This window comes from Streptomyces sp. Ag109_O5-10, from assembly GCF_900105755.1.
Classification (GTDB): Bacteria; Actinomycetota; Actinomycetes; order Streptomycetales; family Streptomycetaceae; genus Streptomyces.
On the sequence record NZ_FNTQ01000001.1, the window covers coordinates 2,815,611 to 2,835,450 of the forward strand.

Annotated in this window: 16 protein-coding genes; 3 read left to right on the forward strand and 13 right to left on the reverse strand. The window is 71.5% G+C overall.

Annotated features, from left to right (window positions below; all coding sequences use genetic code 11):
* Window positions 1-1,713: an urease subunit alpha gene (locus BLW82_RS12825; RefSeq protein WP_093498909.1), complete on the reverse strand. Its 1,713-nt coding sequence runs from the start codon at window positions 1,711-1,713 to the stop codon at window positions 1-3.
* The gene (ureA, locus tag BLW82_RS12830) at window positions 1,710-2,411 is read right to left on the reverse strand and encodes an urease subunit gamma (RefSeq protein WP_093498910.1); all 702 of its coding nucleotides are present in this window, start codon (window positions 2,409-2,411) and stop codon (window positions 1,710-1,712) included. Before ureA ends, BLW82_RS12825 begins: the two co-directional genes overlap by 4 nt.
* A gap of 153 nt (window positions 2,412-2,564) precedes the next feature.
* Here ureA and BLW82_RS12835 point away from each other — a divergent pair, with 153 nt between their 5' ends.
* Window positions 2,565-4,031, forward strand: coding sequence for a cytosine permease (locus tag BLW82_RS12835; RefSeq protein ID WP_256215779.1), 1,467 nt, complete (start codon window positions 2,565-2,567; stop codon window positions 4,029-4,031).
* Between the two features lie 148 nt (window positions 4,032-4,179).
* Here BLW82_RS12835 and BLW82_RS12840 read toward each other — a convergent pair whose 3' ends face one another.
* The 8 genes from BLW82_RS12840 to BLW82_RS12875 form a co-directional block, all read right to left on the reverse strand.
* Window positions 4,180-5,481: a KamA family radical SAM protein gene (locus BLW82_RS12840; RefSeq protein ID WP_093498911.1), complete on the reverse strand. Its 1,302-nt coding sequence runs from the start codon at window positions 5,479-5,481 to the stop codon at window positions 4,180-4,182.
* A gap of 14 nt (window positions 5,482-5,495) precedes the next feature.
* Window positions 5,496-6,569 carry a hypothetical protein gene (locus tag BLW82_RS12845; protein WP_143063662.1) on the reverse strand — a complete coding sequence of 358 codons (1,074 nt, stop codon included), beginning with the start codon at window positions 6,567-6,569 and terminating at the stop codon, window positions 5,496-5,498.
* An 81-nt stretch (window positions 6,570-6,650) separates the two neighbouring features.
* The gene (locus tag BLW82_RS12850; protein ID WP_093498913.1) at window positions 6,651-7,739 is read right to left on the reverse strand and encodes a branched-chain amino acid aminotransferase; all 1,089 of its coding nucleotides are present in this window, start codon (window positions 7,737-7,739) and stop codon (window positions 6,651-6,653) included.
* A 238-nt stretch (window positions 7,740-7,977) separates the two neighbouring features.
* Entirely contained in the window at window positions 7,978-9,021 is a 1,044-nt protein-coding gene (locus BLW82_RS12855) for a 3-isopropylmalate dehydrogenase (RefSeq protein WP_093498914.1), read from the reverse strand.
* A 345-nt stretch (window positions 9,022-9,366) separates the two neighbouring features.
* Window positions 9,367-9,498 (reverse strand): hypothetical protein, encoded by a 132-nt coding sequence (locus tag BLW82_RS45400; protein WP_093498915.1) that lies wholly within the window; start codon window positions 9,496-9,498, stop codon window positions 9,367-9,369.
* Window positions 9,499-9,772: 274 nt separating this feature from the next.
* Window positions 9,773-10,309 (reverse strand): GNAT family N-acetyltransferase, encoded by a 537-nt coding sequence (locus BLW82_RS12865; RefSeq protein WP_093498916.1) that lies wholly within the window; start codon window positions 10,307-10,309, stop codon window positions 9,773-9,775.
* A gap of 109 nt (window positions 10,310-10,418) precedes the next feature.
* Complete coding sequence (gene pruA / locus BLW82_RS12870) at window positions 10,419-12,050, reverse strand: L-glutamate gamma-semialdehyde dehydrogenase (protein WP_093498917.1); 1,632 nt, start codon at window positions 12,048-12,050, stop codon at window positions 10,419-10,421.
* A 157-nt stretch (window positions 12,051-12,207) separates the two neighbouring features.
* On the reverse strand, window positions 12,208-13,134 hold the full coding sequence (locus BLW82_RS12875) for a proline dehydrogenase family protein (RefSeq protein ID WP_093498918.1): 927 nt from the start codon (window positions 13,132-13,134) through the stop codon (window positions 12,208-12,210).
* Window positions 13,135-13,275: 141 nt separating this feature from the next.
* Here BLW82_RS12875 and BLW82_RS12880 point away from each other — a divergent pair, with 141 nt between their 5' ends.
* On the forward strand, window positions 13,276-14,574 hold the full coding sequence (locus BLW82_RS12880; RefSeq protein WP_177232924.1) for a PucR family transcriptional regulator: 1,299 nt from the start codon (window positions 13,276-13,278) through the stop codon (window positions 14,572-14,574).
* A gap of 119 nt (window positions 14,575-14,693) precedes the next feature.
* Here the strand turns inward: BLW82_RS12880 and BLW82_RS12885 are convergent, their stop codons facing one another.
* Complete coding sequence (locus BLW82_RS12885) at window positions 14,694-15,269, reverse strand: TetR/AcrR family transcriptional regulator (RefSeq protein WP_093508018.1); 576 nt, start codon at window positions 15,267-15,269, stop codon at window positions 14,694-14,696.
* Between the two features lie 96 nt (window positions 15,270-15,365).
* On the opposite strand from BLW82_RS12885, the gene BLW82_RS12890 reads away from it, so the two are divergent.
* Window positions 15,366-16,877 carry an MFS transporter gene (locus BLW82_RS12890; protein WP_093498920.1) on the forward strand — a complete coding sequence of 504 codons (1,512 nt, stop codon included), beginning with the start codon at window positions 15,366-15,368 and terminating at the stop codon, window positions 16,875-16,877.
* A gap of 115 nt (window positions 16,878-16,992) precedes the next feature.
* Here BLW82_RS12890 and serA read toward each other — a convergent pair whose 3' ends face one another.
* Together serA and ilvC are read right to left on the reverse strand one after the other, a co-directional pair.
* Window positions 16,993-18,582, reverse strand: coding sequence for a phosphoglycerate dehydrogenase (serA, locus tag BLW82_RS12895; protein WP_093498921.1), 1,590 nt, complete (start codon window positions 18,580-18,582; stop codon window positions 16,993-16,995).
* A 229-nt stretch (window positions 18,583-18,811) separates the two neighbouring features.
* A complete protein-coding gene (gene ilvC, locus BLW82_RS12900) occupies window positions 18,812-19,810 on the reverse strand; it encodes a ketol-acid reductoisomerase (RefSeq protein WP_093498922.1) in 999 nt (332 codons plus the stop codon).
* Between the last annotated feature and the right edge of the window lie 30 nt (window positions 19,811-19,840).

Genomic DNA, 19,840 nt, shown 5'->3' on the forward strand with positions numbered 1-19,840 from the left:
TCAGAGGAAGTACAGGCGGTTGAGGGAGACGGAGTCGGCGGGCTCGGAGTGGATCGGTTCGCCGTCGAGGGTGACCAGGCCGGTGCGCTGGTCGACGTCGACCGCTCCGGTGCGGGAGTTGCGCCGCAGGTCGGCCGGTCCGATGCCGCGGGTGCCGCGGACCGCGACCCGGCGGCGCCGGGTGGGCATGGTGTCGTGGCCCTGGTCGAGGGCGGCCTGTGCCACGAACGCGACGGAGATGTCGGCCGGGGTGGCGCCGTGCGCCCCGAACTGGGGGCCGAGCACGAGGGGTTCACAGGTGTCGGTGGCCGCGTTCGGGTCACCGGTGACGCCGAACGCCGGGAAGCCGGACTTGAGGACGAGCTGCGGCTTGGCCCCGAAGTACTCGGGCGACCACAGAACGATGTCCGCCAGCTTGCCGACCTCGATCGAACCGACCTCGTGCGCGAGGCCGTGGGCGATGGCCGGGTTGATGGTCAGCTTGGCCATGTACCGGAGCACGCGCTCGTTGTCGTGGCCGTCGTCCGGGGCGCCCAGCTCGGCCTTCATCTTGCCGGCCATGGCGAAGGTCCGGCGGACGGTCTCCCCGGCCCGGCCCATGCCCTGCGCGTCGGACGAGGTGATGCCGATCGCGCCCAGGTCGTGGAGCACGTCCTCGGCGCCCATGGTCCCGGCACGGATCCGGTCGCGGGCCATGGCGGCGTCGCCGGGCAGGTCGGTCTTGAGGTCGTGGACGGAGACGATCATCCCGTAGTGCTCGGCGACCGCGTCCCGGCCGAAGGGCAGGGTGGGGTTGGTGGAGGACCCGATGACGTGGGGGACGCCGGCCATCTTCAGGACGTTGGGCACGTGCCCGCCGCCGCAGCCCTCGATGTGGAAGGCGTGGATGGTGCGGCCCTCCAGGACCCGGAGGGTGTCCTCGACCGACAGGCACTCGTTCAGCCCGTCGCTGTGCAGGGCGACCTGGACGTCGTGTTCCTCGGCGACCCGCAGGGCCGTGTCCAGGGCGCGGGTGTGGGCGCCCATGTCCTCGTGCACCTTGAAGCCGGAGGCGCCGCCCTCGGCCAGGGCCTCGACCAGCGGGGCCGCGTGCGAGGACGAACCCCGGCCCAGGAAGCCGATGTTGACCGGCCACGCGTCGAAGGCGTCGAACGCGCGCTTCAGCGCCCAGGGCGAGTTGACGCCGACGCCCCACACCGGCCCGAACTCCTGCCCGATGATCGTCGTGACACCGGAGGCCAGCGAGGCCTCCATGATGCGGGGCGACAGCAGGTGGACGTGCGTGTCGACGGCCCCGGCGGTGGCGATGAGCCCCTCGCCGGACACGATCGAGGTGCCGGTGCCGACGACTACGTCCACGCCGTCGAGGGTGTCGGGGTTCCCGGCCCGTCCGATCGAGCAGATCCGCCCCTCGCGGATGCCGATGGACACCTTCCGGATCCCCAGCACGGCGTCGATGACGACGACGTTGCTGATCACGACGTCGCAGGTCTCCCGGACGGCGGCGGCCTTGAGGTGCAGGCCGTCCCTGGCCGTCTTGCCGAAGCCGGCCAGGAACTCGTCCCCGTAGCGCTGGGAGTCCTCCTCGACGCGGATCACGAGGCCCGAGTCCCCGAGGCGGACGCGGTCGCCGGCACGGGGACCGTGGGTGGCCGCGTACTCGTGCGGCGTGAGGCGGCGGGCCTCGGCGGGGTGGCCTCCGGGACGGCTCATCGATCAGCCTCCTCTGTCTCTCGTACACCCAGGTATCCGCAGGCGGCGGCGCGGCGCAGCGCCTCCTCGCGGGCGCCGGGCGCGTCCAGCGGCCCGTCCACGAGCCCGGCGAAGCCGATGGCGACCCGGTCGCCGCCGATCGGCACCAGACCGACCTCCAGCGAGTCCCCCGGCCCGAACCGCACGGACGACCCGGCGGGTACGGCGAGCCGCAGGCCGTAGGCGGCGGCGCGGTCGAAGTCGAGGCGCGGATTGGCCTCGAAGAAGTGGAAGTGCGAGGTGACGGAGACGGGCACGGCGGCGGTGTTGGTGACGGTCAGCCGTACGACCGCCTCCGGGTCGGCGTGCCCGGGCCCCGGCAGCAGTGCGCCGGGCGCGTCCTCGCCCAGTCCCCCGCCCCCGATCGGGTCGGTGACCACGGCTAGCCTGGAGCCGTCGTCGAAGACGGCCTCGACGTGCACCTCGGTGACGATGTCGGCGACGCCGGGCAGCACGTCGGCCGGGCCGAGCACGGAGCGGGCCGCCTCGATCGCCTCGGCGAGCCGCCGGCCGTCCCGGGCGGCCTCGCAGACTGTGTCCGCGATCAGCGCGGTGGCCTCCGGCACGTTGAGCCGGAGGCCCCGGGCGCGGCGGGCACGGGCCAGCTCGGCGGCACCGAAGAGCAGCAGCCGGTCACGTTCCGTGGGGGTCAGTCGCACGCCCGGCACCTCCTTAGCTTCCTCATCCGTGGCTCCCTTTAGAACAACACTCTAAATGCCCGCATACGAGAAGGGAACCATTGACATCGCACGCCGGGTCACCCACATTGAACGTCGCTCTAACTCGTGGACGGCCGTCGAAGGAGACCAGCCATGCCGATAGAACAGCGCGGAGTCGACACGATCCCGGACGAGGAACGCACCAGTGGCCCGAGGGACCTGGTCTCGATCCTGCTCGGCTCCAACCTCTGCCTCGGCGTGATCATCTTCGGCTGGCTGCCGCCGTCCTTCGGGCTCGGCTGGTGGGCGTCGGTGAGCGCGATCGTGGCGGGCACGCTGATCGGCACGGTCTTCACGGCCCCGCTGGCGCTGGTCTCGCTGCGCACCGCCACCAACCTCTCCACCTCCTCGGGCGCCCAGTTCGGGGTGCGCGGGCGGCTGGTGGGCTCGGTGGTGGGCCTGCTGCTGGCCCTCGGGTACACCGCGCTGACCGTGTGGATCGGCGGCGACGTGATGGTGAGCGTGCTGGGCCGGCTGTTCGGGCTGCCCGCGGACGGGGTTGCGTACGCCGTGGTCTACACGGTGCTCGCGGGGGCGACGGTGGCGGGCGCGGTCTACGGCTACCGGGTGCTGCTCGCGATGTCCAAGGTCCTCGCCGTCGGCATGACGGCCCTGCTGCTCCTCGGGATCTTCGCCTACGCCCCGCACTTCACCACCTCCGCGCTGCCGGAGGCGGGCGGCTACCTGCTGGGCGGCTTCTGGCCGACCTGGTGTCTGGCGGCGGTGGCGGCGGGCCTGTCCGGGCCGGTCGCCTTCATCACCCTCCTCGGCGACTACACCCGCTACATCTCCCCGGCCCGCCACACCTCCCGCCGGGTCCTGCACGCGACCTGGCTGGGCCTGGTCCTGGGCCTGCTGGTGCCGCAGCTCTTCGGCACGTTCACCGCGTACGCGGCACGGGCGGCGGCGGACTACGCGGGCCCGCTGGTGTCGGCCTCCCCCGCCTGGTACCTGGTCCCACTCCTGCTCTCCGCCTCCGCGGGCTCGGTGGGCAACGCGGGCCTCATGCTCTACTCCATGGGTCTCGACCTCGACGCGATCCTCCCCCGGGCGTCCCGCGCCCGCGCCACGTACACGGTCGCCATCGTCGCCACGGCCTGCGTCTTCGCCGGCCACTACGCCTGGAACGCCCAGTCCGCGATGACGTCCTTCGTCCTCCTCCTCACCGCCATCGGCACCCCGTGGGCGGTCATCACCCTGATCGGCTTCGCCCGCTGCCGGGGCGTGTACGACGCGGACGCCCTCCAGGTCTTCAACCGGCGCTCGCGGGGCGGCGTCTACTGGTACCGGGCGGGCTGGAACATCCGGGCGACCGTCTCCTGGGCGCTGGGAGCGGGCGTCGGCCTGCTGGCGGTCTCCCTGCCGACGTACGAGGGACCACTGCTGTCGCTCACGGGCGGGGTGGACTGCAGCTTCCTGCTGTCGGGGCTGGTGGGCGGCACGGTCTGTCTGCTGCTGGAACCCGGGAGCGGCGGCGGCCCGGCCCGGACTCGCTCAGCCCGTCCGGGGTCCGAGGACGAGGACCGGTCCGCACCGCCCCTCAGCCCGTCCGGAGTCTGACGACGAAGACCGGTCCACACCACCCCCCACCCCACCCGGCCTCCGAAGACAAAGACCGGACAGCACCACTTTCCAGCCCGTCCGGCGTTCGAGGACGAGGCCGTTCAGGCCGACGGGGGGCTGGGGACGCAGCCCCCCGGAAGGACCGTCACCCCGGCTCCAGCCCCGGCAGGAACCGGCTCTCCCCGAACGCCGGCTTCAGGTCGGTCCACCACGTCGCCCCCTCGTCGTAGGCGGCGAAGAACGGCCGGTCGACCAGGCCCGGATCGCGGGCTTGGATCAGGTGGAGGACGAAGACCCGCTCACCGGCCACCTCGGCGACGCCGTCCACGCAGACCTTGCCCGGCATCGCCGACATGACCGGCCCGCGGACCGTACGGGCGAGACCGGACACGCGCGCGTAGGCGTCGCGGAAGACGGCGTGGCCGCGGGCCAGCGGGACGCCGAAGTAGCCCTGCGGACCGGTGTCCCGCTCCACGAACTGGTAGTACGGCACCGCACCCAGCGTGGTCGTGGTCTCCCACAGCTCGGCCCAGGCCTCCGCGCTGTCGTTGATCCCGGCCACCAGCGGACCCTGGCAGCGGATCACGGCCCCGGTGTCCCGGACGCGTCGCATCGCCTCCCGTACGACGGGCGGGCGCAGCTCCTGCGGGTGCGTGAAGTGGGCCATGAGCGCCAGGTGCCGCCCACTCGCCACCACCTCCTCGAAGAGCCGCAGCAGGTCGTCGGCGTCGCGGTCGGTGGTGAAGCGGTACGGCCAGAAGGCGAGGGACTTGGTGCCGATGCGGATCGAGCGGACGGTGTCGATCCCCAGCAGGGGCTCGACGTAGCGGCGCAGCACCTCCGTGCTCATCACCAGCGGGTCGCCGCCGGTGACCAGGACGCTGGCGACCTCGGGGTGGGCCCGCAGATAGGAACCGGTGGCCGCGATGTCGTCGGTCGCGATGCGCAGGTCGGCCTCGCCGACGAACTGCGGCCAGCGGAAGCAGTAGGTGCAGTACGCGTGGCAGGTCTGGCCCTGGCGCGGAAAGACCAGCACCGTCTCCGGGTACTTGTGCTGCAGGCCGGTCAGCCGCTGCCCCTCGTGCACGGGGACGTTGGCGTCGAGCTGGCCGGAGGGGTGCGGGTTGAGCCGCATCCGGATCTCGTGCGCGGCGCGCTGGATCTCGGCGCGCGGCGCGTCCCTCGCCAGCAGGTCGGCCATCCGGCGGACGTCGGGGGCGGGCAGCATCCCGGACTGCGGGAAGGTCAGCCGGAAGACCGGGTCCTCGGGTACGGCCGTCCAGTCGATCAGCTCGTCGACGACGTACGCGTTGGTACGGAACGGCAGGACCGAGGAGACCGCCCGCAGCGCCAGCCGCTGATCGTCCGTCAGGGAGACACGCCGGAGCAGACCGTCCAGGTCACGGGGCGTGAAGGCGCGAAAGCGGGGGTGGTGCGCTGAGCTCATGGTGCGGGGGCCCTCTATTCCGTGACCAGGACCGTGGACGGCCGCAACTCCACGAAGGCGGCCGCCTGCGCATCGTACTTCTCCCCGAAGTGGTGGATGAGCCGGCGATGCAGCTCGCTCTCGTCGTCCACGACGATGACCTCGTGCGCGCCGGATCCGGTCAGCGTCTCGCTGTAGGCGCTGAGTTGGTCGAGCCGGTGGCGGGCCAGGTAGGTGACGAGGTCCGGGGCGGCGACGTACAGCCGGTCGTCGAGGAAGACGAAGTGGCAGACGAACTCGCGTCGCCCGTCCGTGGCGTCGACGAGGGTGACGGGCAGGCGGGTGAACCGGTCCATCGGCTTGCCCTGCTGCCACAGTTCGTCGAAGCGCTGTTCGACGAAGGTGCCCAGCGGAGAGCGGACCGCCACCTCCAGCTGGACCCCCTCGCCGGAGAGCCGGCCGACGGTCAGGAAGGAGACCAGGCAGCGCTCGTCCCAGCGGTAGAGGGTGACGCCGGGGGAGGTGGAGCACAGCCGCACCTCCAGGAGCTGCCGGGAGGCGGTGTCCAGGCGGCGGGCGAACCCGTCCAGGGTGCGCAGGTTACGCATGATGTCGCGGCGGATGTCGGCGCTCTGCTCGCCCAGTTCGCGGCCGCGCAGGATGACGGCGAGGGAGTCGGGGTCCAGGAGCAGGATCTGCACCCGGGCACCGCTCGCGGTGGCGGACCTGACGCCCCGGAACAGGCGCTCGGAGAACTGCGGGCCGAACAGGTTGGAGAAGGTGTCGAGGACCTTCACGTTCGAGGTGGCGCCGTGCACCTGGGCGGCGAACCACTCGTAGTCCAGCCGGGTGTGCTCGCGGACCCGGCCCTCCTGGGCCCGGGATATCAGCGGGCCGATGACGAACACGGTGACGACCACGCCGACGATGTCGGTGCCGAGGTTGAGGGCGAGGTTCTGCCCGTAGTTGTCCATCGTCGAGGCCCGCCACAGCAGCAGGCCCGCGACGGCGGTGAGCAGGGCGAGCACGGTGAGGCTCTGCGGGCGGCGCGGCGTGCGTAACGTGCGCATCAGCCAGCGCAGCCGAGGCATCGGCGACCGTCCGCTCACGCGTGCTCCCTCCCCCGTGCGGACTCAGGAGATACCCGTACGGGGGAGGTGATACGCGTCGAACGGACACCCGAAGATCGATCAGCCGAGCTGGTGCATCCAGCCGTGCTTGTCCTCGGCCTTGCCGCGCTGGATGTCGAGGAGGGCCTCGCGGAGCCTGAGGGTGACCTCGCCGGGCTCGCCGCCCGACTGCTGCCACTCGGCGGTCGCGCGCTTGACCGTGCCGACGGGGGTGATCACGGCGGCGGTGCCGCAGGCGAAGACCTCGGTGAGGGTGCCGTTCTCGGAGTCGCGCTGCCACTGCTCGATGGAGACCCGGGCCTCCTCGGACTCGTAGCCGAGGTCGCGGGCGACGGTGAGGAGGGAGTCGCGGGTGACGCCTTCGAGGATGGAGCCGGTGAGGGTCGGGGTGACGATCTTGTCGCCGTACACGAAGTACAGGTTCATGCCGCCGAGCTCCTCGACCCACTTGTGCTCGACCGCGTCGAGGTAGCAGACCTGGTCGCAGCCCTGGGCGGCGGCCTCGGCCTGGGCGAGCAGGGAGGCCGCGTAGTTGCCGCCGGTCTTGGCGTCGCCCATGCCGCCCGGGACGGCGCGGACGCGGTCCTCGGAGGCCCAGATGGAGACCGGCTTCACGCCGCCGGGGAAGTAGGCGCCGGCCGGGGAGGCGATGACCAGGAAGAGGTACTCGTTGGCCGGCTTGACGCCCAGGCCGACCTCGGTGGCGATCATGAAGGGGCGCAGGTAGAGGGATTCCTCGCCGCCGTGTGCCGGAACCCACGCCTTGTCCTGCTGGACGAGCAGGTCGCAGGCCTCGATGAAGGTCTCCACCGGCAGCTCGGGCATGGCGAGCCGGCGGGCGGAACGCTGGAAGCGCTTGGCGTTCTGGTCGGGGCGGAAGGTGGCCACCGAGCCGTCGGGGCGGCGGTAGGCCTTCAGGCCCTCGAAGATCTCCTGGGCGTAGTGCAGGACGTTGGTGGCCGGGTCGAGGGGGATCGGCGCGTACGGGACGAGCTGGCCGTCGTGCCAGCCGCGGCCCTCGGTCCACTTGATCGTCACCATGTGGTCGGTGAAGTGGCGGCCGAATCCGGGGCTGGCCAGGATCGCCTCGCGCTCCGCGGCGGGCAGCGGGTGCGCGGACGGCTTGAGCTCGATCGTGGGCGTCGTCATGAGTAGGTGTCCTTCACCGGTTGTAGTGATGGGCCGCGCTCACACCCTTGTCCTAGGACGTCCGAGCATTCCCTCAGGGCGCGGCTCCGCGTTCGATTATCGCGCGGGGGCCGAGGTGGAAGGAATCGGGGTGAATGCGGACCCGGGGTCGATGGTGGCACCCGGCGGCAGGCATGGGGAAGCCGCCGAGCGCTTGTGCGACCCGGCGGCTTCTGAATGATCGGAGAAGCTCGGCGGGTCAGCCGGCTACTCGTACGGCGAGCGCGTCACCGATCTCCGAGGTGGAGCGGACGGGCTTGCCCTGGCGCTCGGTGAGGTCGGCGGTGACGGCCTCGTCGATGCGGGCGGCCTCGGCCTCGTAGCCGAGGTGGCGCAGCAGCAGGGCGACGGACAGGACCGTGGCGGTGGGGTCGGCCTTGCCCTGGCCGGCGATGTCGGGCGCGGAGCCGTGGACGGGCTCGAACATCGAGGGGAATTCGCGGGAGGGGTTGATGTTCCCGCTCGCCGCGACGCCGATGCCGCCGGAGACAGCCGCGGCGAGGTCGGTGATGATGTCGCCGAAGAGGTTGTCGGTGACGATGACGTCGAAGCGGCCGGGGTCGGTGACCAGGTAGATGGTCGCCGCGTCGACGTGGATGTAGTCCGTGGTGACCTCGGGGAACTCCGCGGCCACCTGGTTGAAGATGTTCGTCCACAGGTGCCCGGCGAAGGTCAGCACGTTGTTCTTGTGGACCAGCGTGAGCTTCTTGCGCGGGCGGGCCTGGGCGCGGGCGAAGGCGTCCCGCACGACGCGCTCGACGCCGAAGGCCGTGTTGACGGACACCTCGGTGGCGACCTCGTGCGCGGTGCCCTTGCGGATGGTGCCGCCGTTGCCGGTGTACGGGCCCTCGGTGCCCTCGCGGACCACGACGAAGTCGATCTGCGGCTCGCCGGCCAGCGGGGTGGCGACACCCGGGAGGAGCTTCGACGGACGCAGGTTGACGTGGTGGTCGAAGGCGAAGCGGAGCTTCAGCAGGAAGCCGCGCTCCAGGACGCCGGAGGGCACGCTCGGGTCGCCGATGGCGCCCAGCAGGATGGCGTCGTGCTGCTTCAGCGCGTCGAGGTCGGCGCCGGTGAGCGTCTCACCGGTGGCGTGGTAGCGCTTGGCGCCGAAGTCGTACTCCTTGGTCTCCAGCTTCACGTCCCCCGGGAGGACGGCGGAGAGGACCTTGAGGCCTTCGGCCACGACTTCCTGCCCGATGCCGTCACCGGGGATCACTGCGAGATCGATGCTGCGAGACATGTCGGCACCCTACTCCGCGTCCCATGGGATGACACACACCGTCCGGCATGCGGACGCGGCGGGTCGTTCCGTCGACGGGCGTTCACCCGTACCTGTGGCCGGTGTTGGCCTGTTCCGGGCACGTTCCCGGCATGGACATCCCCGGCACCGGATCACCCCGGCACGGACATGGGCTTCCACTGGGCGGAGCGGTGCGCGGATGGACCACTTCGAGATACGCCGGGGCGGCTGATCCCCGGGGTACGGCGCGGCTGTCCCGGCCGCGCCGTACCCCGTGCGGGCGCGGCTCCCGTTGAGGGGTTGTTACACGTGTTACCGGCGGTGCGTCAACGGCGCGCCGACGGCTCAGTGGCCGGTCTCGCCGCCGTTGTCGCGGCGGTCGAGGGCGCGCTGGAGGGCAGCGGCGGCGTTCTTGCGCTCGGACTCGCTGGAGCGGGACACGTGGCGGACCCGGCGGCGGACGGTCGTCTCGGCCATGGGAATCGACTCCTTCGGCATACGTGGAGTACGGCAGGGGGGATACGAGACGCCGGAAGGGGCGGGGAGCGGTGCCACAGGGGTTGCCTGCACGGGGCCCGGCTCACGACCGCCATTCGCTTGATGGAGCGAGACGTTCGGCTCCTACAAAAGTAAGCGAGCGGCCCGCTTCTGTCTGCACAATTACTCGGACTTCCTACTATCTGAGACGGCGAGGCCGGTCACCCGCCCGTGAGCTGGGATTTTGACGGCTGGGGCGGTTGGGGCGAACGGGTTACATGACGTCTCCGTCGCGCCAGTCGAAGATCAGCTCGTGGGCGGGGTCGAGGGCACCGGCCAGAGCGGGCCGCACGAACACGTCACCCTCCTCCGCCGCGAGCCGCACGATCCCGCGGTCCGGGGACAGGGCGCAGATCCTGCCGGGCCAGCGCTGCCAGCCCCGGACCGTGTACAGCCGGGCGCCGTCGTCGCTCGCGCCGAGCGCGCCGAGGTCGTACGCCCGCTCGACGATCCGTTCCAGCGCCGCCATCACCCGCCCGCCGTGCCCCCGGCGCCGGGCGTCGGGCCGTACGGCCACCGCCTCGACGTAGCCGACGCGCAGCCAGCGGCCCCGGTGCCGGGCGCGGCGCATGACGACCGAGCCGTGGGCGGCGAGCCCGGCCTCGTCGTGGACGAGGGCGTGCAGGCCGCCCAGCCCGTGTTCCCAGTCGCTGTCGGCGAAGTCCCCGCCGAACGCCTCCTGGAGGAGGGCGCGCACGGCGCGCAGCTCGGCGGGGTCGAGGTCGGCGGTGTGGGCGATGCGGAGAGACATGGCCCAAGTCTCGTACGGACCGGCGGGCTACGGGGGCCGGGTACGGGAACGGCCCGGGAAGCCTGCTCGTGGGTCAGGCTTCCCGGGCCGTTGCTCGGCGGGCTGTGGGTCAGCCCATGTGCGGGTACGCGTAGTCGGTCGGGGCGACCAGCGTCTCCTTGATGGCGCGGGTCAGCGTCCAGCGCAGCAGGTTCTGCGGAGCGCCGGCCTTGTCGTTGGTGCCGGAGGCGCGGCCGCCGCCGAAGGGCTGCTGGCCGACGACGGCGCCGGTCGACTTGTCGTTGATGTAGAAGTTGCCGGCCGCGTAGCGCAGCTTCTCCATCGTGTACGCGGCCGCCGCGCGGTCGTTGGCGATGACCGAGCCGGTGAGCGCGTAGTCGGACACCGACTCCATCTGGGTCAGCATCTCGTCGTACTGGTCGTCCTCGTAGACGTGCACGGCGAGGAACGGGCCGAAGTACTCGGTGCGGAAGACCTCGTTCTCCGGGTCGCTGCACACGACGACCGTCGGCCGGACGAAGTAGCCGACCGAGTCGTCGTACGAGCCGCCCGCGACGATCTCGCAGCTCGGGTCGGTCTTCGCGCGGTCGATCGCGGCCTTGTTCTTGGCGAACGCGCGCTCGTCGATGACGGCGCCGATGAAGTTCGACAGGTCGGTGACGTCACCCATGGTCAGGTAGTCGACCTCGGCGGCGAACTCCTCGCGGAAGCCGTCGTTCCAGATGGACGCGGGGAGGTAGGCGCGGGAGGTGGCCGAGCACTTCTGGCCCTGGTACTCGAAGGCGCCGCGGGTGAGCGCCGTCTTGAGGACCGCCCGGTCGGCGCTCGGGTGGGCGACGAGGAAGTCCTTGCCGCCCGTCTCGCCCACCAGGCGCGGGTACGAGCGGTACTTCTCGATGTTGTTGCCGACCGTCTTCCACAGGTACTGGAAGGTCTTGGTGGAACCGGTGAAGTGGATGCCGGCCAGGTCCCGGTGCTCGAGGGCGACCTTGGACACCTCGATGCCGTCGCCGGTGACGAGGTTGATGACGCCCTTGGGCAGACCGGCCTCCTCCAGCAGCTGCATCAGCAGCACGGCGGCGTGGGTCTGGGTCGGGGACGGCTTCCACACGACCACGTTGCCCATGAGGGCCGGCGCGGTCGGCAGGTTGCCGGCGATCGCGCTGAAGTTGAACGGCGTGATCGCGTAGACGAAGCCCTCGAGCGGGCGGTGGTCGAGGCGGTTCCAGACGCCCGGGGAGTTGGCCGGGGGCTGCTCGGCCAGGATCTGGCGGGCGTAGTGGACGTTGAACCGCCAGAAGTCGACCAGCTCGCAGGGCGAGTCGATCTCGGCCTGCTGGGCGGTCTTGGACTGGCCGAGCATGGTGGAGGCGGCGATGGTCTCGCGCCAGGGACCGGCGAGCAGTTCGGCGGCGCGCAGGATGATCGCGGCGCGGTCGTCGAAGGACATCGCGCGCCAGGCGGGCGCGGCGGCGAGGGCCGCGTCGATCGCGTCCTGAGCGTCCTGCTGGGTGGCGTGCCGGCCGGTGCCGATGACGGCCTTGTGGTTGTGCGGCTGCACGACCTGGAAGGGCTCGCCGCCGCCGAGCCGCTTCTCGCCGCCGATGGTCATCGACAGCTCGAGCGGGTTCTCGGCGAGCTCCTTGAGCTTCGCCTCCAGGCGGGTGCGCTCGGCCGAGCCGGGGGCGTAGCCGTGCACCGGCTCGTTGACGGGGGCGGGGACCTGGGTCACAGCGTCCATGGGATCCGTAACTCCTTGAACTTGAGCGGGCGGTGAGGCTTGTCGCGGCTTGGTGGGGGGTGGGGCTCAGCCCTTGCTGACCATCGAGCGGAGGCTGTGCCTGCCCGGGGGACACCCACCGGACTCCCGGCCGAAGCCGCTGCACAGCCACGTCGCGTCAGCCACGGCTGATCATGCTCCTCAGGAAGAAGCGCAGGTTGGCCGGCTTCTCCGCGAGCCTGCGCATGAAGTAGCCGTACCAGTCCGTGCCATAGGCGGTGTAGACGCGCATCCGGTGGCCCTCGGCGGCCAGCCGCAGGTGCTCGTCGCCGCGGATGCCGTACAGCATCTGGAACTCGTACTCGTCGGGCTTGCGGCCGGCGCGCCGGGCGAGTTCCTGGGCGACGGAGATCAGGCGCGGGTCGTGGGAGCCGACCATCGGGTACCCCTCGCCGTCCATCAGAGTCCGCAGGATCCGCACGTACGCCTTGTCGATCTCGTGCTTCTGCTGGTAGGCGACCTCGGCGGGCTCCTTGTAGGCGCCCTTGACCAGGCGGACCCGGCTGCCGCTGTCGGCGAGGCGGCGGGCGTCGGCCTCGGTGCGGAAGAGGTAGGCCTGGATGACGCAGCCGGTCTGCGGGAAGTCCCGGCGCAGTTCCTCGTGGATGGCGAACATCGAGTCGAGGGTGGTGTGGTCCTCGGCGTCAAGGGTGACGGTCGTGCCGATGGCGGCGGCGGCCTCGACCACGGGGCGGACGTTGGCGAGGGCCAGTTCGTGGCCGCCGTCCAGCGCCTGGCCGAACATGGACAGCTTCACCGACATCTCGACGCGCTCGCCGAGGCCCAGCCCGCGCAGCCGGTCGATCAGCGCCAGGTAGGCGTCCCGGGCGGCGCCGGCCTGCTCGGGGGTGGTGATGTCCTCGCCGACGACGTCCATCGTCAGCTCCAGGCCGCGGCCCGTGAGCTCCTCGATGATCGGGACGATGTCCGCGACCGACTCACCGGGGATGAAGCGGTCGACGACCTGCTTCGTCACCGGGGCCGCCGAGATCAGACGGCGCATCCGGTCGCTGCGCGACGCGGCGAGAATCACGGGACCCAGCACGGGGCACCTCCACAACACATGCCAGACAGCCGCGATCCGACGATTTGGATACGGCACGGGGGACCACCGTGAAAGGTAGGGATCCCTCCGATCGTGGGCCATCGACAGCTGTCACGCATCCGCGCGGGGGATCTCAGACAGATGTATGAAGGCGGCCGTGAATTGCGGGAGAATGCCCGGGTGACGTCGGAATTCAAGGGTGACTACCAGGAGCTGGTCGACGAGATCTCGGAGCTGCTCGGCGTCCCGGCGACCCTGGAGAACCGCGACTTCGAGCTGATCGCCTTCGGGGCGTACGACAGCGAGGGCGAGCTCGATCCGTCGGCGCTCGACCCGGTGCGCACCCGCTCGATCCTGACCCGGCGTTCGACCACGGCGGTCCGCACCTGGTTCGAGGGGTTCGGCATCACCCGGGCGACCGGGCCGGTGCGGATCCCGCCGACCCCGGAGGCCGGCGTGTACCGGGGGCGGATCTGCCTTCCGGTACGCCATCGGGGTGTCGTCCTCGGCTACGTGTGGCTGCTCGACTCCGACCCGGGTCCGACCGACGCCCAGCTGGCCGCCGCCATGGGGGTGGCGGGGCGGATCGGGGCGCTGCTCGCGGACGAGGCGCAGGCGGGCGCCGGGCTCGGCCGGGAGCTGCGGGCGGTGCTGGTCGCGGAGGACGGCTGGCAGCGGGACATGGCGGTGGCCGAGCTCCGTACCGCCCTCGGCACCCGGGGGGACGGCCCGCACACCCTGGTCTGCGTCGCCCCCTGGCCGTCCGCCGACCCGGACGACGCCCCGTCCCCGCGCACGGTCCCGCACGCCACCGCGCTGTGCGCCCTGCCCTGGGGCGCGACGGGCCACAGCCTCGCCGTACTGGTCCGGCTGCGCAGCACGGACACGGCCACGCCCGCCCTGACGGCCGCCGCCCGGCTGCTCAAGGAGGCGGAGGAAGCCCGGTCGGCGACGGCCCGCGGAGCCGGGGCGCGGACGGCGGCGGCCGTCGCCGCGGGGCTCGCGGGGCCGGTCCCGGCGGCGCAGGGCTGCGCCGCGGGGGTGGGCTCGGCCCGGACCGGGCTGGCCGGGCTGGGCGCGGCCTGGCAGGAGGCCACGGCGGCCGCCCGGGCGGCGCTGGCGGAGCCGCGGTTGGGGCCGGTCGCGCAGTGGGCGGAGATCGGCCCGTACCGTCTGCTGACCGCGCTGCCGCCGCAGGCCCCGCAGGACCCGGCCGTGGCCCCGCTCCTCACCCCGGCCCACCACGAACTGGCCCGCACCGCCGAGGTCTACCTCGACCACGCGGGCCAGGCGGGCCGCACGGCCACCGCGCTCGGCATCCACCGCCAGACCCTGTACTACCGCCTCTCCCGCGTCGAACAGCTCACCGGTCTCGACCTGGACGACGGCGAGGACCGCCTGCTGCTGCACATGGCGCTGAAGGCGGCCCGGCTCGCCTGAGGTGCGCGTTTCCAGTGCCACGGCAGCGTCGGCGTGGCCGGTGGGCCGCACAGGCTCCCGGACGGCCGTGCGGACCCGCTCGGCCTGACCGGCGCCCCGGCACCGGCCTGTCCGGCGTGTCAACTCCGGTTCGCGGCCTCGACGATCTGGCGCAGCCCCTCGGCGAGCGTGTCGCCGTCAGGCGCGGTCTTCGGGTCGAAGGTCCACTGCGAGATGAGGCCGGACATCAGGGTCATGTAGAAGCGGCCCAGGGTGTCGGCGGTCTCGTCGGAGACCTCCTCCTCCGGCACGCCCATCAGCAGTGAGGTGAGCCCGCGGCCTCCCTCGCGCTGAGCGCGCGCCAACTGGTCGCGCACCTCCGGCATCCGGTCGCCCATCGTCACGATCTCCAGGCCGAGCCGCCACATGGAGCCGGGCCCGCGCATGCTGTCGACGATGTTCGACCACACCTCCCGGAACCGTTCGAGGGAGCCGGGAGCTCCGGTCAGTCCCCCGTCGCCGCCCTCGAAGGACATCTCCTCCACCAGCGCGATGTAGGCCTGGGCGAGCAGCGCGTCCTTGGAGCCGTAGTGGTAGCCGATCGAGGCGAGGTTGGTGCCCGACTCCCTGACGATGTCGCGCGCCGTCGTCCGCGCGAACCCCTTCTCCAGCAGGCAGCGCTTGGCGCCTTCCAGCAGATCCTCACGGTGTCCCATGCCGGCCACCCTACCGGGTTCCATACACCCGTCCTAGACGCATGACTTATACAAGCGTTCTAGACACTCGTTTAATACGCCCGTACATTCCTCGGCATGACGAACCCGACGAGCACGACGACCGCACCACCGACCGCCAACTCCCTGGCCGAGCGCCGCGAATGGACCGCGCTCGGTGTCCTGATGCTTCCGCTGCTCCTGGTCTCGATGGACGTCTCGGTCCTCTACTTCGCCCTTCCGGCGATCGGCGCGGACCTGGCGCCGAGCGGCACCCAGCAGCTGTGGATCCTCGACATCTACGGCTTCGTCCTGGCCGGGCTGCTGATGACGATGGGCGCCCTTGGCGACCGCATCGGCCGTCGGCGTCTGCTCCTGTTCGGCGCCGCGGCCTTCGGCGGCGCCTCGCTGCTCGCCGCGTACGCGGACAGCGCCGGGACCCTGATCGCCGCCCGCGCGGTCCTCGGCATCGGCGGCGCGACCCTGATGCCGTCGACGATGGCGCTGCTGCGCACCATGTTCACCGACCCGGGCCAGCGCGCGAAGGCGATCGGCCTGTGGTCGGGAGTGATGACGGGCGGGATCGCGCTCGGCTCGGTGATGAGCGGAATCCTGGTCGAGCACTTCTGGTGGGGCTCGGTCTTCCTGGTCAACCTCCCGGCGATGGCCCTGCTCCTGCTCGCCGGCCCGTTCCTGCTCCCGGAGTCCCGCAACCCCTCCCCCGGCCGCTTCGACTGGCTGAGCGTCCCGCTCTCGATGGCCGCCGTGCTCCCCGTGGTCTACGGCGTCAAGGAGATCCCCTCCGAGGGCTGGCACCCGCTGTACGTCGTCTCGGTCACCGTCGGCCTGGTCTTCGCCGCCCTCTTCGTCCACCGCCAGCGCACCACCGGCTCCCCGATGATCCCGCCCGCCCTGCTGACGGGCCGGGGCTTCACCCCGGCGCTGGTCCTGAACCTGGTCGCCTCGCTCGCGATGATGGGTTCGGCGATCTTCACCACCCAGTACCTGCAGTCGGTCCTCGGGATGAGCCCGCTCGCGGCGGCCCTGTGGAGTCTGCTGCCCTCCGTGTTCATCGGGGCCGCGGGTCCGCTCACCGCACAGCTGGTACGGCGGGGCGCCGACCGGGGACACGTGGTCGCCGGCGGTTTCGCTGCGATGGCGGCCGGGTTCGTGCTGCTCGCCCTGGTCGGCACCGACTCGCTGTGGCTGGTGCTGACCGGCGCCGGCGTCCTCGCCTGCGGGATGGTGGCGATCGTCTCCCAGCTGACCGACCTCGCGATGACCGGGGCGCCGGTGGAGCGGGCCGGGACGGCGTCCTCGCTCCTGGAGACGGCCGCGGAGTTCGGCGGTGCGCTCGGTATGGCCGTACTGGGGTCGATCGGTACGGCGGTCTACCGCCACGAGATGCCGGCCACGGCTCCGGCAGGCGCCCGCGAGACCCTGGGCGGCGCCCTGGCGACGGCGGCCCGGCTGCCGGGGCCCGCGGGAGAGTCCCTGGTCCGGGCCGCGCGGGAGGCGTTCACCAGCGGCATGCAGGGTGCGGCGATCGCGGGGGCGGCGCTGCTGGCACTGGCGGCGGTGGGGGCGGTGCTGACGCTGCGGAGGGGGTGACGAGGGGGTGACCACGCAAACGCCGGACGGGCTGATCCACTCAGCCCGTCCGGCGTTTGCGGACATGACGCGAGCCTTCCAGCCCACCGGGTCGGGTGGGCAGGTGGGCAAAAAATCAGACGAGGTTCACCGAACGAGCGGACGTAGCCCCGATCTCCGCCTCGACCTCGGCGAGCACGCCCGAGGCCACCGTGTCGTCGACGGTCAGGACAGCGAGCGCCTCACCGCCCGCCGCCGCACGGGCGACCTGCATGCCGGCGATGTTGATCCCGGCCTCCCCGAGGATGCGGCCGACGGTGCCGACGACACCCGGCCGGTCCTCGTACCGCAGCACCAGCAGGTGGTCGGCGATCGCGAGGTCGACGTCGTAGTCGCCGACCGCGACGATCTTCTGGAGGTTCTTCGGGCCGGACAGCGTGCCGGAGACCGACACCTCCTCGCCGCTGCCGAGGGTGCCGCGCACGGTGACGACGTTGCGGTGGTCGGCCGACTCCGAGCTGGTCGTCAGCCGTACCTCGACGCCACGCTCCTGCGCGAACAGCGGGGCGTTGACGTACGACACCGTCTCGTCGACGACGTCCTCGAAGACGCCCTTGAGCGCGGACAGCTCCAGCACCTTCACGTCGTGCTGGGTGATCTCGCCGTAGACCTCGACGTCGAGGCGGACCGCGACCTCGCCGGCGAGCGCGGTGAAGATCCGGCCGAGGCGCTCGGCGAGGGGCAGGCCCGGCTTGACGTCCTCGGCGATGACCCCGCCCTGGACGTTGACCGCGTCCGGGACCAGCTCGCCCGCGAGCGCGAGGCGGACGGAGCGGGCGACCGCGATGCCCGCCTTCTCCTGGGCCTCGTCGGTGGAGGCGCCGAGGTGCGGGGTGCAGACGACCTGGTCGAGCTCGAAGAGCGGGGAGTCGGTGCACGGCTCCTTGCTGTAGACGTCGAGGCCGGCGCCGGCGACCCGGCCCTCCTTGAGCGCCGCGTACAGCGCCTCCTCGTCGACGATGCCACCGCGCGCGGCGTTGACGATCCGCACCGACGGCTTGACCTTGCGCAGTGCCTCGTCGCCGATCAGGCCGACCGTCTCGGGGGTCTTCGGGAGGTGCACGGTGATGAAGTCGGCGACCTCGAGCAGCTCGTCCAGGGACAGCACCTTGACGCCCATCTGGGCGGCGCGGGCGGGCTGGATGTAGGGGTCGTAGGCGACGACCTTCATGCCGAAGGCCGACATGCGCTGCGCGACCAGGGCGCCGATCCGGCCGAGGCCGACGACACCGAGGGTCTTCTCGGCGAGCTCGACACCGGTGTACTTGCTGCGCTTCCACTCGCCGTTCTTCAGCGCGGCGTTGGCCTGCGGGATGTGGCGGGCGCTGGAGATGAGGAGACCGCAGGCCAGTTCGGCGGCGGTCACGATGTTGGAGGTCGGGGCGTTGACGACCATCACGCCGGCCTTGGTGGCGGCGGAGACGTCGACGTTGTCCAGGCCGACGCCGGCTCGTGCGACGACCTTCAGCTTCTTCGCCGCGGCGATGGCCTCGGCGTCGACCTTGGTGGCGGAGCGGATCAGGATCGCGTCCACGTCGGCGATGGCGGGGAGCAGTTCGGCTCGGTCTGCTCCGTTGGTGTGCCGGATCTCGAAGTCCGGGCCCAGCGCGTCGACGGTGGCGGGCGACAGCTCTTCAGCGATGAGTACGACAGGTTTCGAGCTCACGTGAGTCCTCACATGTCCAATGCGGACGGCCGTCCCGACGGCCGCAGGCGGTGGAGGTTGGCTAGCCGCGTGGAGACGCACGACGCTGTGGGCCTGACGCGTATGTAGTACGGCAGTGTAGTGGCGGGACGGAGGTCGTCCTGCGCCTCTGCGGAAGGATCACCCGTCCGGGGTTCGACGGGGTGGACAACAGGGCCGGGGCGCTCGCCCCGGCCCTGTCACCTGGGGCTCACGCGTCTTCGTTCACCCAGGACATCAGCTTGCGCAGCTGCTTGCCGGTGGTCTCCAGCAGGTGCTCGGAGTCCTGCTTCTTGTACTCGTTGTACTTCTTCAGACCGCCGTGGTACTCGTCCATCCAGTTGCGGGCGAAGGTGCCGTCCTGGATCTCGGCGAGGACCTGCTTCATCTCGGCCTTGGTGGCGTCGGTGATGATCCGCGGGCCGGTGATGTAGTCGCCCCACTCGGCGGTCTCGGAGACCGACCAGCGCATCTTCTCCAGGCCGCCCTCGTACATCAGGTCGACGATGAGCTTCAGCTCGTGCAGGCACTCGAAGTAGGCGATCTCCGGCTGGTAACCGGCCTCGACCAGGGTCTCGAAACCGGCCTTGACCAGGGCGGAGGTGCCACCGCAGAGAACGGCCTGCTCGCCGAAGAGGTCGGTCTCGGTCTCCTCGGTGAACGTCGTCTTGATGACGCCGGCGCGGGTGCCGCCGATGCCCTTCGCGTACGACAGCGCCAGCGCGAAGCCGTTGCCGGTGGCGTCCTGCTCGACGGCCACGATGCACGGCACGCCGCGGCCCTCCTCGTACTGACGGCGCACCAGGTGGCCCGGGCCCTTGGGGGCGACCATGCAGACGTCGACGCCGGCCGGGGGCTTGATGAAGCCGTAGCGGATGTTCAGGCCGTGACCGAAGAACAGGGCGTCGCCGTCGTTCAGGTTCGGGGCGATGGACTCCTCGTAGACCTGGGCCTGGATCGGGTCCGGGACCAGGATCATGATGACGTCGGCCTCGGCGGCGGCCTCCGACGGGGTCACCACGCGCAGGCCCTGCTCCTCGGCCTTCGCCTTGGACTTGGAGCCCTCGTGCAGACCGACACGCACGTCGACACCCGAGTCGCGCAGCGACAGCGCGTGGGCGTGACCCTGGCTGCCGTAGCCGATGACCGCGACCTTGCGGCCCTGGATGATGGACAGGTCGGCGTCGGCGTCGTAGAACAGCTCGGCCACTTTGGGTTCTCTCCTTGGTGTGCAGGTGTT